This window comes from Pseudomonas sp. NPDC089996, assembly GCF_044748405.1.
Lineage (GTDB): Bacteria > Pseudomonadota > Gammaproteobacteria > Pseudomonadales > Pseudomonadaceae > Aquipseudomonas.
This window is the reverse complement of sequence record NZ_JBIVGA010000012.1, coordinates 112,197-126,190: the sequence shown is the minus strand read 5'-3', so window position 1 is coordinate 126,190 and position 13,994 is coordinate 112,197. Positions and strand designations below refer to the sequence as shown.

Below are 13,994 nucleotides of genomic sequence, written 5' to 3'. Positions count from 1 at the left end.
CGCCACGGACGATATGACAAATCAGTAGCTATCGACCGGGTCGATGGGTACTCCGCTTGCACAAAACGCGCTGCAGTTGCAGCATGCGTTCAGCGACGCACCCTCACTGTCCGAACTTGCTCAGGAGCTGGACATTGCGATTCTCTTTGGACCAGTTGCAGATGTTTGTCGATTCCGTAAAAGCCGGTTCGTTCTCTGGAGCGGGGCGTAAGTTGGGCAGGACGCAATCCACAATAAGCGCTGCGATCGCAAACCTTGAGACCGATCTGGGTGTTGAACTATTCGACAGAACCAGTCGCAACCCGACCCTTACCGCCAGTGGGCAAAAGTTGCTCGTTCAAGCCGAAGCGGTATTGGAGCGTTGCCTGACGCTCGAGGCCCATGCCGATTGTCTGTCCGAAACCGTGGAGCCCAGCTTGACCCTGGCGATTGAAACGCCGTACGGGCCGATCATGCCGGTACTCAAGGAGTTCGAGATGGCCTTCCCCTATGTTGATCTGATCATTCGCCATCCCGTCCACGGCGATGTCAGCGAGTTGGTCGCCCAAGGTGAGGCTGTGTTGGGCGTTGCATTCTCGCAACCGGGGTATCCGCAGGAGCTGGCGTTTCAGCAGTTGGGCAAATTGATCATGCTGCATGTCTGCCACCCCCTGCATCCGCTGGCCCAGATGAAATCGGTGACCTTTGACGATTTGCATGTGCATCGTCGGCTGGCATTCACCGCACATGCCAGCAAACTGCCCAGCAGTGAGTACCTGCGCTCCACTCAGTTGTGGCAGGCAGAAAGTTATCTGGCTTTATTGGAAATGGTTCGAGCAGGACTTGGCTGGACAACCTTGCCTCGCCAGCTGATTCAACGCGAGCTGGCTCGAGGCGAATTGGTAGAGCTCCAACTCTCGGCTTATCCTCACACCGACTGGCAGATCGGCGTGGATTTGCTGTGGGCGCGTCAGCGTCCGCTGGCGAAGGCCGAGCAATGGTTGAAGGCGCGGTTGCAGGCAAACAAAGTTTTCGAGCTGGATCGTAATGGGCAGGCGACTACGTTGTGAATCATGGCCTGGAGAGCGCGGCGCTCACAGGGGGTATCGAATGCTTTTCGTTGTGCTGCTTGGGGGTAAACATCCCCGGGCAAAAATAGAGGTGCACGACGTCGCTTTCGTCGTGGCCGACAGGCTGGACCAAACCTATCCGCAGCTTCGTGACAGCTGGTTCGGCAGCCCCAAAGGCCTGCACATCGACGCGTGGATGGCCATCGATGGCGTCGAGGGCTGGCGCGTGGAGTTCAGCACGTTGGCGCCTTTGCCGGATGCGCCTCGCCTCTATTTCATCAACCTGGGTGGCTATGAGTCACAGACCTTCGGTGAAGCGCATCATTATCTGTTGGTCGTGGCCAGGGACAAGCGCGAGGCCAAGGCAAAAGGTAAGCGGCAGGTCCTCTCGCATTGGGCCAAAGCCCACACCGATGCGGTGCTGGACGTTGACGACTGCTTGCCGATCGATGAAGTGGGCGGGCGCTATGTGCATCTGGTCGAAGGGCCCCACGCCGGGATAGTGCAGCGCAACGATTACATCGTGCTTGCCTAGCCCGGACGCCTGGGCGAGCACGGGCCGCCGTGCCATAGGCTGAATGTGTACGATCTAGCTTTCCATGTTTTTCGAGAACCGCGCGAATGTCAGTCATGCAAGCGAAAACTTGGTTACATGAGCGCGATGCGCACTCTGTGGGAGCGGGCGTGCCCGCGAACACCGGCGCAGCCGGTGCCAGGCTTCGCGTTGGATTCTTCGCGGGCACGCCCGCTCCCACAAAGATTGCTGTCCGGCTCACCGGCAGCAACGGGTCGGAAGCCGCCATCCGTCAGCCCGTGTAAGAGGCTCTTGAATGGTGCACTGTCCTCAGTAATTCCAGAACCCCGCAACCCAGCGGAACCCTTCACCGTCGACCGCCACCCGTCCTACGGAAGGGAACGGCAAGTGTGTCGCAACGAACAGCTCGCCACTGGCGGCGGCTTCATTTAACAGCGCCACCCTGACCCGTACCGACGCTTCAGGGTCGTGCTCGAAGCCGTTGTGCCAGTCGGGGTGGTCGAAGGCTACCGGGAACAGCGCATCGCCAGCGAAGGTCAGCCGCTGCCCGCCCGAGTTGACATACACCACGCAATGCCCAGGCGTGTGGCCGCCGGTAAGGCTGGCGACCACACCGGGCGCCACCTCATGATGATGTTCGAAAGTGCGGATCCTGTTGCCATAGGCTTGCAAGAACGCCGTGGCAGTCGACCGCAGCACATCCGGCACTGGCTGTGGCATTTCCGTGCGCGAGAAGTCCGGGGCGGCCCAGAAGTCCACTTCAGCAGCGGTGACATGGATTTTCACGTCTGCACGCAAGCGATTCTTCACCTCATCCACCAGCAGGCCGCCAATATGGTCCATGTGCATGTGGGTGATGACGATATCGGTGATCGATTCCAGCGCGATACCGGCGGCCGCCAGGCGTTTCGGCAATTGCCCGGCTCGGGGGAAGCCGGGGAACTGCCCACCCAGCCCGGCATCCACCAGAATGACCTGTTCGCCGCTACGTACCAGCAGTACGTTCAGTGCCCAGTCGAAGGCGTCAGGCCCCAGGAACATATCCTTGAACCAGGCCGCACGGGCGGCCGGGTCGGCGTTGGTCGACATGGTTTCGGTAGGCAGTGGCAGTACCCCGTCACTGACCACCAACACATCGATGTCACCGACTTTCACGGCGTAGCGCGAGGGCACCAGCTCTTCGCTGTCGGTAGGGGCGACGTCGTTCATTGGCATTGTCATGGTCGTTCTCCTGCTCGGCTGGATGGCTCAGGCCACTGGGATCGAAGGGTCGGCAGAGGCCAGGGCGGTGGTGCGGTCGGCGGCCGGCGGGTAGATCCACACGGTATTGATCTGGGTCTTGAGCTCCTTGGCTTCGCCTTTCACCAGCTTCAACTGGCGGTCCCAGCCTTCGCTGTACACCGCGCCCCAGCTGCCCAGGTCCAGGCAGGTGACGTATTTGGGCTGGCGATAGGGCGTCGGTGCCACGCCCAGCAGGTCGGCGACGGCGTTGTTGCCGGCATGGCGACCGAGGCAGATGGCATGCTGGCAGGACATCACCGCGAAATTGCCGATGTCGTCGGTGGCCGCGTAGGCCACATCGCCAGCGGCATACACATGGTCCAGGCCGCGCACCTTGAGGTTGCCATCCACATGCAGGCGGCCCTGGTGGTCACGTGCACTGTTCAGCTGTTCGGTCAGCGGGCTGGCGCGCATGCCGGCTGTCCAGACCACGGTGTGGCTTTCGATATGGCGGCCGTCGGCCAGCGTCACGCCATCGGCATCCACGGCGGTGACGGTGGCGCCGACGATCCATTCGATACCCAGTTCGTCCGAGGCTTCGATGATCGAAGGCCGGATGCCTTCACCCAGCGCCGCCCCGATGCGCTCGCCACGGTCGATGAGGATCACCCGGATCTTCGCGTCGTCGCCCAGCACCGCACGCAGGCGGGCAGGCATCTCGGTAGCAGTTTCGATGCCGGTGAAGCCACCGCCAGAGACCACCACGGTATTGCGGGCGGCGCTTTCGGGCTGTTTGCCCAGTGCCAGCAGGTGCTGCTCCAGGCGTGCAGCCGATTCGATCTTGTCCACGTCGAAGCTGTACTGGTTCAGGCCGGCGACCGGTGGTCGGGCCAGCTGGCTGCCGCTGGCCAGGATCAGCCGGTCGTAGTCCAGCTCCGCCGGTTGGCCAGCTTCGTCGCGGTAGCTGACGCGGCACGCCTGTTCATCGATGCTTTCGGCGCTGCCTTTTACGAAGCGCACGTCCACGGCGTCGAACAGTGCCTGGAGCGGGGCGAACATGCTGTGCACGTCGGCTTCATAGAAGCGCGGGCGAATGCGCAGTTCTGCTTGTGGGGCCAGTACGGTGATCTGTACGTCCTGGCGGTCATGCATATCGAGCAGGCGCGCAGCGCTCAGGGCGCTCCACAGTCCGGCGAAGCCTGAACCAATAACCAGAAGTTGCTGTTTCATGATCGTGCTCCTGACGTGAACGGGGGTTTGAACTTCAGCCTTGGCGAAACGCTGTAGGGCAGTCGTTCGCTGTAGGTAAATGCTAAACAGGGGCAGGGGCGGGCACACTTCTCCATGGGTGTGCAGTGGATTACGCATGGGGCGTAAGTGGGTATACGAAGGTATCGAGAGGGTTGTTCAGCGGTGCAGGGCGGACGTGATGCAGTCCAGCAGTTGCTGGGCCTCGAAGGGCTTGGGCAGGCAACCGATCACCCCGGGCATTCCAGGGGTGATGCGCGAGCGCTGGCCAGGGTGGGCACTGATGAAGATCACCGGGATGTCGAAGCCACGCCCCTGCAGTTGCGCCAGCAGTTCGACCCCGCACATGCCAGGCATCTGTATGTCGGAAATCAGGCAGCCGGCCTGGCTCGGGCCATCGGAGGCGAGGAAATCACTGGCGCTGGCAAAGGTGCGGGCTTGGTAGCCGGTGGCGCGCAACAGGCCGTCGAGCGCATCACGCAGGGATTCGTCGTCGTCGACGACGGCAATCAGTGTGGCGGTGGCGTGCGTCATGCGCGGTCAGCTCCTGGCGGCCTGTGCCTTGTTCCAAGATACCCCGTCGCGCCAGTGGCAGAAGTATACCTAGGTATAGCCGGGCAATACCTGCGTCTGGGTTTGCCACTTTCCAGTGGCCAAACCTGTGAAGCTTGCCCAACATAGGCTAGATTTTTCACTTGGCCTTGTACCTGCCAGCATGCGGCATCACTGTTCGAGGAGCGCAAATGGCCTTGCAGAGCGCGCACGATTGCAAAGAGCCGGTGGTGTACATCGTCGATGACGACGCGTCCATGCGGCTGGCCCTCGATGGCCTGTTCCGCTCGGTCGGCCTGCAGGTGCAGAGCTTCGGCTCTACTCAGGACTTCCTGGCCTTTGCCCGCAAGCCTGTGCCTGCTTGCCTGGTGCTCGACGTGCGCCTGCGCGGCGAGAGCGGCCTGGCGTTCCAGGCGCAGATGGAGCAGGGCGGGGTGCGCATACCGGTGGTGTTCATGACCGGGCATGGTGACATCGCCATGTCGGTCAAAGCCATGAAGGCCGGCGCGGTGGACTTTCTGGCCAAGCCGTTCCGTGATCAGGACATGCTCGACGCGGTGGCCAATGCCCTGGCTCGCGACCGCGAGCGCCTGGCAGGCGAACAGGCCAGTGTTGCATTGCGCAGTGCTTTCGAGGGGCTGACACCCAGGGAACGCCAAGTGCTGGCCTTTGTCACGGCGGGCCTGATGAACAAGCAGATCGCCGCTGAGCTGAACCTCAGCGAAGTGACCGTGAAAGTGCACCGCGGGCAGATGATGAAGAAACTCGGCGCGCGCTCGGTCGCAGACCTGGTGCGCATGGCCGAGACGCTGGGTGTCGAACCGCTGCGGCGCACGGTCTGACCCCGCCCGTATTCCTCCAACCCGATGATGGGGCCCGGGCCCATGCCAGGCAAACTGCACATCTTGTGGAACGATGGTGATCGCCAGTTTTGCCGGCTACGGCGCCCGGACGGCACCCGCGTGCTGCTCATGCGGCCGGCCAACGAGCAACCATTGCCCGCCACGGTCGACCGCCTGGCCCATGAATACAGCCTGCGCGATCAGCTTGACGCCAGCTGGGCGCTGCAGCCCCAGGCCCTGGAAAGCAGCAACGGCAAGCTGCGCCTGGTGCTGGGCGACCCTGGCGGCCAACCGTTGTCGGCCTTGCTGGTGGCGCCGCTGGGTGTCGAGGCATGCCTGCAGCTGGCGGTTGGAATCTGCGTTGCCCTGGGCCGCGTGCACCTGGCCGGGCTGGTGCACAAGGACCTCAAGCCCCACCACATGCTGGTCGATTGCGACGATGGCAAGGTCCGCCTGACGGGTTTCGGCCTTGCTTCGCGCTTGCCCCGCGAGCGGCAGGCACCTGAGCCGCCGGAGACCATCGCCGGCACCCTGGCGTACATGGCGCCTGAGCAGACCGGGCGGATGAACCGCTCGGTGGACTCGCGCAGCGACCTCTACGCGCTGGGGGTGAGCCTGTACCAGATGCTCACCGGCTCGCTCCCCTTCACTGCGGCCGACCCTATGGAATGGGTGCATTGCCATATCGCGCGCAAGCCATTGCCGCCGTGCGAGCGAGTCGCCACCGTGCCGCAGGTACTTTCGCAACTGGTGATGAAACTGCTGGCCAAGACTGCCGAAGAGCGCTACCAGAGCGCTGCCGGCCTGGAGCATGACCTGCGTCGCTGCCTTGCCGACTGGCGCCAGGGCCGGAGCATTACCGCGTTCAGCCTGGATGAACACGGCACACCGGACCGCCTGCTGATCCCGGAAAAACTCTACGGCCGCGAACGCGAAGTGCAGGTGCTCGAAGAGGCCTTCAACCGCATGGTACGCAGCAGCGTGCCGGAGCTGGTGCTGGTATCCGGTTATTCGGGCATCGGCAAATCCTCGGTGGTCAACGAGCTGCACAAGGTGCTGGTGCCGCCGCGAGGGTTGTTCGCCAGTGGCAAGTTCGACCAGTACAAGCGGGATATTCCCTATTCGACGCTGGTGCAGGCGTTTCAGGGGCTAGTGCGTACGCTGCTCGGCAAAAGCAGCGAGGTGCTGGCCGAGTGGCGCAATGCATTGTTGGCAGCATGTGGGCCCAATGCACGGCTGATGACCGACCTGATTCCGGAGCTGCGGCTGATCGTCGGCGAGCCTGCGCCAGTGACAGAGCTGGACCCGCAACAGGCGCAGCGGCGCTTTCTACGGGTGCTGCGGCGCTTCATCGCGGTGTTCGCCCGCGCCGAGCACCCGCTGGCGCTGTTTCTGGACGACCTGCAATGGCTCGATGCGGCCACCCTCGACCTGCTCGAAGCGTTGCTCACGCACCCGGACTTGCGCTACGTCATGGTGGTGGGTGCCTACCGCGACAATGAAGTGGACGCGCACCACCCCTTGCACATCAGGCTGCAGGCGATCCGCATGGCGGGGGCGGCGGTGCATGAGGTTCGCCTGGCGCCGCTGGCCCGCCCGCATATCGAACAGCTGATCGCCGAGTCGCTGCATTGCCCGGCGCCCAGTGTCATGGGCCTGGCCCAACTGGTCCAGGACAAGACGGCCGGCAACCCGTTCTTCGTCATCCAGTTTCTTCAGGCCTTGGCCGAGGAGTCGCTGCTGACCTATGACCACCAAGCCCGGCGCTGGCGCTGGGATTCACAGCGCATTCATGCCAAGGGCTACACCGACAATGTGGTCGACCTGATGATCGGCAAGCTGGCCCGCTTGCCGCTGGCCACCCGACAGGCGCTGCAGCACCTGGCGTGCCTGGGCAACGCCGTGCAGGCTCAGACCCTTGCCCAGGTACTCGACCTGCCGCTGGAGCGCGTGCAGGCTGTTTTGTGGGCTGCCGTGCGGCTGGAGCTGGTGGCGCCCCACGAAGGCCGCTGGGCATTCGTCCATGACCGCATCCATGAAGCTGCCTATTCCCTGATTGCCGAACAGGACCGTGCTGCCATGCACCTGCGCATCGGTCGCCTGCTGGCCGAACAACTGCCGGACCAGCACCGCGAAGCAGCCATTTTCGAAATCGTCGGCCAGCTGAACCGCGGCGTGGCGCTGATTGAAACCCGTGCCGAACGCGAGCAACTGGCCGAACTCAACCTGCTGGCCGGGCGCCGGGCCAAGGCGGCATCGGCCTATGGTTCGGCGCTGGCCTACCTGAGTGTGGGTGAGCAATTGCTGGAAGGCGCATACACAGCGCAGTCGCACGCATTGCGCTTTGCCCTGGCACTGAACCTGGCCGAATGCGAGTTTCTGACCGGCCAGCTCGGGCAGGCGGACGAGCGCCTGATCGGCCTCGCGCTGCACGCCCGCACAGCGGCCGAAGGCGTCGCGGTGGCGTGCCTGCATATGGACGTGTGCCTGATGCTCGACCGCAGTGACCGCGCGGTGGCCGTTTGCCTCGCCTGGTTGCGCCAGGTCGGTATTCATTGGCAACCCAGCCCAGGCGATGAGGAGGTGCGCGGCGAGTACGACCAGATCGCCGCGCTGCTGGGTGAGCGCAGCATCGAGCAGTTGATCGACCTGCCGTTGATGAAGGACGCCACATCGCTGGCCACCCTGGATGCCTTGTGCAAGCTTTTTGCCCCGGCCCTGCAAACCAATGCCAACCTGGCCTGCCTGACCATATGCAAGGCGGTGAGCCTGAGCCTGACCCACGGCAACTGTGATGCCTCGTGCATGCTCTACGCCAACGTCGGGCGCGTGTCCCGGCGCTATGGCGACTATGCAACCGGTTACCGCTTCGGGCGTCTGGGCTGCGAGCTGGTCGAGCAGCGCGGCCTGCAACGTTTCGAGGCCAGCACGTTCCTGTGTTTTTCGATGTTCGTGGTGCGCTGGACACGCCCGGTCAGCGAGTGCCGCGAGCTGCTGCGGCGGGCGTTCGTCGCTGCCAACCGGGTCGGTGACCTGCCTTACGCCGCCTACGTGGGCAATGGCCTGATCTCCGATCAGCTGTTCAGCGGCGGGGCGCTGGGCAGCATGCAGCCCGAGGCCGAGCAGGGCCTGGCCTATGCCGAGAAGGTGCATTTCGGGCTGGTGATCGATTTCATGAACACGCAGTTGGCGCTGATCCGCACACTGCGCGGGCAAACCGCAGTCTTCGGTTGCCTGGACAACGAACACTTCTGCGAGGCGCGTTTCGAGCAGCACCTGGACGATGCGCCGGATCTGGCCCTGGCGGCGGGTAAGTACTGGGTGCGCAAACTGCAGGCGCGTTACCTGGCGGGTGACTATGCGGCAGCCGAGGCCTGCGCTGTGCGGGCCAAGGGGCTGCTCTGGGTGATTGCCTCGTTTTTTGAAGAGGCGGAGTACCACTTCTTCGCTGCGCTGACACTGTCGGCCCGGCAGGGCATTGATGACGCAACACTGCAGGCGCTGGCCGAGCACCACAGGGCGCTGCAGACCTGGGCACAGCAGTGCGCGGAAACATTTGCCAGCCGGCAGGTGCTGCTGGCAGCAGAAATCGCCCGCCTGGAAGGGCGCCTGGTCGAGGCCGAGCATCTCTATGAACAGGCCATCCAGCTGGCGCGTGACAGCGGCTTCGTGCACGTCGAGGCGCTGGCCAACGAGTTGGCGTCACGCTTCTATGGCAGCCGCGGGCTTGCCAGGATCGCCCGGGTCTACCTGCGTGACGCGCGTTATGGCTACCTGCGCTGGGGGGCCGACGGCAAGGTTCGCCAGCTGGACAGCCGGCATCGTTACCTGCGCAGCGGTGACGCGGAACTGGGCCCCACGACGACCATCGCCACGCCGGTCGAGCACCTGGACCTGGCCACCGTGCTCAAGGTTTCGCAAGCCGTGTCCGGCGAAGTCGACCTGCAGAAGCTGATCACCCAGGTGCTGCGCACGGCGATCGAACAGGCGGGCGCCGAACGGGGTGTGCTGGTGCGCGCCCGAGGGGGCGAACCGCGTATCGTCGCGCAGGCGAGCGTGGGCGAGGGCGAGGTGGTGCTCTGCAACGAACCCGTGAGCAGCACGTTGCTGGCTGAATCGGTGCTCTACCAGGTGCTGCGCACGGGCGAAAGTCTGTGCCTGGATAATGCCATCGATGACCCTGCGTACAGGGCTGACGACTATATCCGCCGCTGCAGGGCGCGGTCCCTCCTGTGTCTGCCGCTCAGCAATCAGGCGCGGCTGGTTGGGGCGCTGTATCTGGAGAACAATCTCGGTGCGGGTGTTTTCGACCCTGCGCGTATCGCCGTGCTGCGGCTGCTTGCGTCGCAGGCCGCGATCTCGCTGGAAAACGCTCGGCTGTATCACGAGGTGGCTGAACGCGAGGCCAGGTATCGCCAGGTCCAGTCCGAACTGGCCCATGCCAACCGTGTCGCCACCATGGGCCAGCTGGCGGCCTCGATTGCCCACGAAGTCAACCAGCCGATCGCCGCCACGGTCACCAATGCCAATGCCGCCATCCGCTGGCTGGGCGCGCAGCCACCCGCGCTTGATGAGGTGGCTGCAGGGCTGGGGCGGATCATCAAGGATGGCAACCGCGCGGCGGAGGTACTGGGCCGTATTCGCGATCTGATCCGCAAAGTCCCGCCGCAGAAACAGGCGGTCGACGTCAACGCAGTGGTGCTGGAGATGGTCGACTTCACCCGTGGCGAGGCCATGCGGGCGAAGGTGCAGGTGCACACCGCACTCGCCGAGGGTTTGCCGCAGGTTCAGGCAGACCGGGTGGAGCTGCAGCAAGTGCTGCTGAATCTGATCATCAATGCGCTGGACGCCATGCAGGAGGTTGACGCTGGTGGGCGTACCCTTCAGATCAGCAGCGCAATGAACCCGGGCGTTGTGCAAGTGACGGTGAGTGACAGCGGGCCCGGGTTTGCCGCGCAAAACGCAGAACAGGCATTTGCACCGTTCTACACCACCAAGGCCAGCGGGTTGGGTATGGGCTTGTCGATCTGCCGAACCATTATCGAGGCTCAGGGTGGGCAGTTGACGGCTGCTGACAATCATCCGCGTGGTGCTATTGTGCGATTTACCTTGGCGGTATTGCCTTGATTGCACGGTGGTGGATACCGGCAGGTGAGTGTCTGCTATCGACCCAAAGCAGACGCTGAAAAATAACTGGTTTCGTGAGCGCGATGCGCACTCTGTGGGAGCGGGCGTGCCCGCGAACACCGGCGCAGCCGGTGCCAGGCTCCGCGTTGGATTCTTCGCGGGCACGCCCGCTCCCACAAAGATTGCTGTCCGGCTCACCGGCAGCAACGGGTCGGAAGCTGCCGGTGGTGGATGACCGCTTTCGACCCAAAGCAACCTGTCACGGCCCTGTTGGTCAGGATAGGCTTGGCCGGGAGTCCGGCCAAGCAGGTTGGCACATCACAGGCGGGGATCGTTTTCCCACGTGGTGCCGTAGTAGTCGTGAATACCTTTGCCCCAAGTCGGATCGCTCATGTTTGGCCAGTTGTCCTTATCGAAGCCCGGGGCGTTCTTCAGGCGGTCCTTGTCGGCATCCAGGACGAAGCGCTTGTTCACCGTATCCAGGCGCAAAGCACCCCACGGCACGGCGAACAGCTTTTCACCCATCCCCAGGAAACCGCCGAACGACAGTACAGCGTACGCAACCTTGCCGCTGGCGGTGTCCAACATGATCTCCTTGATGTCACCCAGGTCTTCGTCTTGCGTGTTGTACACGTCGTTGCCGATGAGGGTATCCGCACCCATCAGCCGCGGCCCCGGGCCGCGGTCTCCCTCGGCTGTGAAATCGGTCCGTCCCTTGTACATACCGTACTTGTCGCGTTCTTCGAAGTTCATGGTGCGCTCCTGGCCAGAGGCCACAGACAGTAGAACTGCTCGGGTGACGCCGCGTTTCTACGGCGCTCAGAACAGGAGAGTGGTCAGCTCAACCAGCCGTTCGCTATCTGCGACCAGCGGTGGGAGGTGGAGTCGACAGAAGGGGTGGTGCAGATGGCCGTCAATTTGGACGGCCCCTTCCATCCGGGCCAGTTCACCGGCAAAAATTCTCCGGAGACGGAATGAAAAGACGCTACCGCTTCCCCCTGCTGAACGTCTTGGCGATCCTGTACGTGTTCGCGAAAGGCTGATATGGGTCGAAAGCCGCCATGCGGGGAGACCGTAGCGACCCGTTGCTGCCGGTGAGCCGGGCAGCAATCTTTGTGGGAGCGGGCGTGCCCGCGAAGAATCCAACGCGGTGCCTGGCACCGGCTGCGCCGGTGTTCGCGGGCACGCCCGCTCCCACAGAGTGCGCATCGCGCTCACGAAACCAGTCCTAAGGGGGCTTTCCAGAAGGGCCAATCCAATGTGACGTTCAACGTTATTGATATTGGAGCATCAATGCCAGCTGGCAGAGCCGTGCTCGACAAGTTACTTTTGGTAGGTTACTTTTGGTACATAGGACGCCGCTTGCGATTGATTGAATAGCCTGACCGGAGAGCCAACCATGCACAGTCTCATCGTGGTCGCCCACCCCGACCCCAATTCATTGACCCATACCATTGCCCAACACATCTCTCGCAGCATCACCGCCTCTCGCCCGCAGCACAGCGCAGAACTCGTCGACCTGATTGCCGAGGGCTTCGATCCGCGTTTCAGCCTGGTAGACCAGGCGCTGTTTCTGAAGCAGTCTGCACCGCCCGCTGACGTGGCAGCTGAACAGGCACGACTGGACCGTGCTGACGCCCTAGTCCTGGTCTACCCCATCTATTGGTGGTCTTTCCCCGCCGTGCTCAAGGGTTGGATCGACCGCGTGTTCGCTCAAGGCTGGGCCTATGAGGAAAGCAGCGAAGGCAAGGTGGTGAAGAAGTTGCAGCACTTGCAGGTACATCTGGTGGCCATCGGTGGGGCCGATGAGGGCACCTATCAGCGACACGGCTACGCATCGGCCATGAAGGCCCAGATCGACCACGGCATTTTTGACTACTGCGGCGCGACGGTGCGCAGTTCCTCCATGCTGCTCTCCACGGAGGGTGACTACCCGCAGGCGCATCTGGACACCGCGCACACCATCGGTGCCAGCATCTTCGCTTCCCAGGTGCAGGGCACAGTGGGACAATCCGGCGCATGACCTCGCCAACTCACGAGCCTTCGCGCCGACGCCTGACCCGAGAAGCACGCGCCCGCCAGTTGCTGGAAGTTTCCTGGGCGTTGATCGGTGACGAGGGAACTGACGCGCTCACGCTGGGTCGCCTGGCCGAGGCGGCAGGCGTCACCAAGCCGGTGGTCTACGATCACTTTGGCACCCGCGAAGGCTTGCTGGCCGCATTGTACGAAGACTACGACATTCGCCAGACAGCCCTCTTCGATACCGCTGTCGCTGCTGCTGAACCTACCTTGCAGGACAAGGCTGGGGTGTTCGCCAGCGCCTATGTCGATTGTGTGATGACCCAGGGCCGCGAGATCCACGGCGTCCTTGCCGCCCTGAGCGGCTCGCCGGAATTGGCCAAGGTCAAACGCCACTATCAATACGCCCTGATCGGGAAGTGCGCCGAGATCTTTGCGCCTTTCGCCGGGCCCGACGGCGTTTCCAGCGCCAGCCTCTGGGCGGTGCTGGGGGCTGCAGATGCAGTGTCGGATGCTGCCGTGGTAGGCGACATCACTGCAGATCAGGCAAAGGAGGCGTTGCGACTCACGCTTCTGGAAGTCGTTCAGCGCAGCTAACCCCCCCCCAGATGGCCCCCACGGTAAGCGCAGCTCTGCAGGCTGGTGACATTCCCGTGGGAGCCGCGCTTGCCGGCGATGGGGCCGGCGCGGGTCAGATCAGGCCTTCGGCCTGCAGGGTTTTCTGCACGGCCGGGCGGCTGGCGACGCGTTTCTGGAACTGCACCACCGTTGGCCAAGGGGAAAGGTCGACGCCCAGCATCGGCGCCCAGTTGACGATGGTGAACAGGTAGGCATCGGCGACGCTGAAGTGCTGGCCGGTCAGGTAGTCCTTGCCTTGCAAGGCCTTTTCCACGAAGCCCAGGCGTTTGCCGAAGGTATCGATGGTCTTGCTCTTGGCCTCCGGGCTGATGGCTGGGTTGAACAAGGCGGCAAGGGTCTTGTGCACCTCGGTGCCAATGAAGTTCAGCCATTCCTGCACCCGCGCACGCTCCAGCGAGCCGGCAGGGGGCAGCAGGTTGGCCTGGGGCTTCTGGTCGGCAAGGTACTGGACGATGGCCGGGCCCTCGGTGAGGACTTCGCCGTTATCCAGTTGCAGGGCGGGAACATAGCCCTTGGCATTGATCGTGTAGTAGTCCGCGCCGCTGGCAGTCGTGTGGTTCTTGAGGTCGACCTTTTCGACGGTGCAGGGCAAGTCCAGTTCGTTGAGTACGATGTGCGGTGAGAGTGAACAGGCACCTGGCGAGTAGAAGAGCTTCATGTTTGTCTCCCATTGAACGGGTCAGCCGTGGACAGGCTGGCGAGGTGTGGCGCTGTGCAGCGCTCCGGTTATGACACCAAAGCAGGACTGCACGCAAGCTGATG

Annotated in this window: 11 protein-coding genes; 6 read left to right on the top strand and 5 right to left on the bottom strand. The window is 63.2% G+C overall.

Going from position 1 to position 13,994, the window contains the following annotated elements; all coding sequences use genetic code 11:
- Positions 1 to 134: 134 nt before the first annotated feature.
- Positions 135 to 1,049 carry a LysR family transcriptional regulator gene (locus ACIPW4_RS20690; protein ID WP_400661051.1) on the top strand — a complete coding sequence of 305 codons (915 nt, stop codon included), beginning with the start codon at positions 135 to 137 and terminating at the stop codon, positions 1,047 to 1,049.
- Positions 1,050 to 1,089: 40 nt separating this feature from the next.
- Positions 1,090 to 1,584 carry a DUF1543 domain-containing protein gene (locus tag ACIPW4_RS20685; protein ID WP_400661050.1) on the top strand — a complete coding sequence of 165 codons (495 nt, stop codon included), beginning with the start codon at positions 1,090 to 1,092 and terminating at the stop codon, positions 1,582 to 1,584.
- 309 nt (positions 1,585 to 1,893) lie between these two features.
- Here the strand turns inward: ACIPW4_RS20685 and ACIPW4_RS20680 are convergent, their stop codons facing one another.
- From ACIPW4_RS20680 to ACIPW4_RS20670, 3 genes are all read right to left on the bottom strand, one after another.
- Positions 1,894 to 2,805, bottom strand: coding sequence for an MBL fold metallo-hydrolase (locus ACIPW4_RS20680; RefSeq protein WP_400661048.1), 912 nt, complete (start codon positions 2,803 to 2,805; stop codon positions 1,894 to 1,896).
- Positions 2,806 to 2,832: 27 nt separating this feature from the next.
- Positions 2,833 to 4,035, bottom strand: a complete 1,203-nt coding sequence (locus tag ACIPW4_RS20675) for an NAD(P)/FAD-dependent oxidoreductase (RefSeq protein ID WP_400661046.1) — start codon at positions 4,033 to 4,035, stop codon at positions 2,833 to 2,835.
- Positions 4,036 to 4,212: 177 nt separating this feature from the next.
- Positions 4,213 to 4,587, bottom strand: a complete 375-nt coding sequence (locus ACIPW4_RS20670; protein WP_400661044.1) for a response regulator transcription factor — start codon at positions 4,585 to 4,587, stop codon at positions 4,213 to 4,215.
- Positions 4,588 to 4,796: 209 nt separating this feature from the next.
- On the opposite strand from ACIPW4_RS20670, the gene ACIPW4_RS20665 reads away from it, so the two are divergent.
- A complete protein-coding gene (locus ACIPW4_RS20665) occupies positions 4,797 to 5,447 on the top strand; it encodes a response regulator transcription factor (protein ID WP_400661043.1) in 651 nt (216 codons plus the stop codon).
- Positions 5,448 to 5,489: 42 nt separating this feature from the next.
- Positions 5,490 to 10,574, top strand: coding sequence for an AAA family ATPase (locus ACIPW4_RS20660; protein WP_400661041.1), 5,085 nt, complete (start codon positions 5,490 to 5,492; stop codon positions 10,572 to 10,574).
- A 318-nt stretch (positions 10,575 to 10,892) separates the two neighbouring features.
- Here the strand turns inward: ACIPW4_RS20660 and ACIPW4_RS20655 are convergent, their stop codons facing one another.
- Positions 10,893 to 11,327 (bottom strand): PRC-barrel domain-containing protein, encoded by a 435-nt coding sequence (locus ACIPW4_RS20655; protein WP_400661039.1) that lies wholly within the window; start codon positions 11,325 to 11,327, stop codon positions 10,893 to 10,895.
- A 646-nt stretch (positions 11,328 to 11,973) separates the two neighbouring features.
- On the opposite strand from ACIPW4_RS20655, the gene ACIPW4_RS20650 reads away from it, so the two are divergent.
- The gene (locus ACIPW4_RS20650) at positions 11,974 to 12,597 is read left to right on the top strand and encodes an NAD(P)H-dependent oxidoreductase (RefSeq protein WP_400661037.1); all 624 of its coding nucleotides are present in this window, start codon (positions 11,974 to 11,976) and stop codon (positions 12,595 to 12,597) included.
- Entirely contained in the window at positions 12,594 to 13,190 is a 597-nt protein-coding gene (locus ACIPW4_RS20645) for a TetR/AcrR family transcriptional regulator (protein ID WP_400661035.1), read from the top strand. Before ACIPW4_RS20650 ends, ACIPW4_RS20645 begins: the two co-directional genes overlap by 4 nt.
- A gap of 94 nt (positions 13,191 to 13,284) precedes the next feature.
- On the opposite strand, the gene gstA is transcribed toward ACIPW4_RS20645, so the two are convergent.
- Positions 13,285 to 13,890: a glutathione transferase GstA gene (gene gstA / locus ACIPW4_RS20640; RefSeq protein WP_400661034.1), complete on the bottom strand. Its 606-nt coding sequence runs from the start codon at positions 13,888 to 13,890 to the stop codon at positions 13,285 to 13,287.
- Positions 13,891 to 13,994: the final 104 nt, after the last annotated feature.

Bases quoted from the DNA above. Each gene is read 5' to 3' on its own strand.
- ACIPW4_RS20685 (WP_400661050.1), top strand. From the start codon at position 1,090: ATGCTTTTCGTTGTGCTGCTTGGGGGTAAACATCCCCGGGCAAAAATA.
- ACIPW4_RS20680 (WP_400661048.1), bottom strand. From the start codon at position 2,805: ATGACAATGCCAATGAACGACGTCGCCCCTACCGACAGCGAAGAGCTG.
- ACIPW4_RS20675 (WP_400661046.1), bottom strand. From the start codon at position 4,035: ATGAAACAGCAACTTCTGGTTATTGGTTCAGGCTTCGCCGGACTGTGG.
- ACIPW4_RS20670 (WP_400661044.1), bottom strand. From the start codon at position 4,587: ATGACGCACGCCACCGCCACACTGATTGCCGTCGTCGACGACGACGAA.
- ACIPW4_RS20665 (WP_400661043.1), top strand. From the start codon at position 4,797: ATGGCCTTGCAGAGCGCGCACGATTGCAAAGAGCCGGTGGTGTACATC.
- ACIPW4_RS20660 (WP_400661041.1), top strand. From the start codon at position 5,490: ATGCCAGGCAAACTGCACATCTTGTGGAACGATGGTGATCGCCAGTTT.
- ACIPW4_RS20655 (WP_400661039.1), bottom strand. From the start codon at position 11,327: ATGAACTTCGAAGAACGCGACAAGTACGGTATGTACAAGGGACGGACC.
- ACIPW4_RS20650 (WP_400661037.1), top strand. From the start codon at position 11,974: ATGCACAGTCTCATCGTGGTCGCCCACCCCGACCCCAATTCATTGACC.
- ACIPW4_RS20645 (WP_400661035.1), top strand. From the start codon at position 12,594: ATGACCTCGCCAACTCACGAGCCTTCGCGCCGACGCCTGACCCGAGAA.
- gstA (WP_400661034.1), bottom strand. From the start codon at position 13,890: ATGAAGCTCTTCTACTCGCCAGGTGCCTGTTCACTCTCACCGCACATC.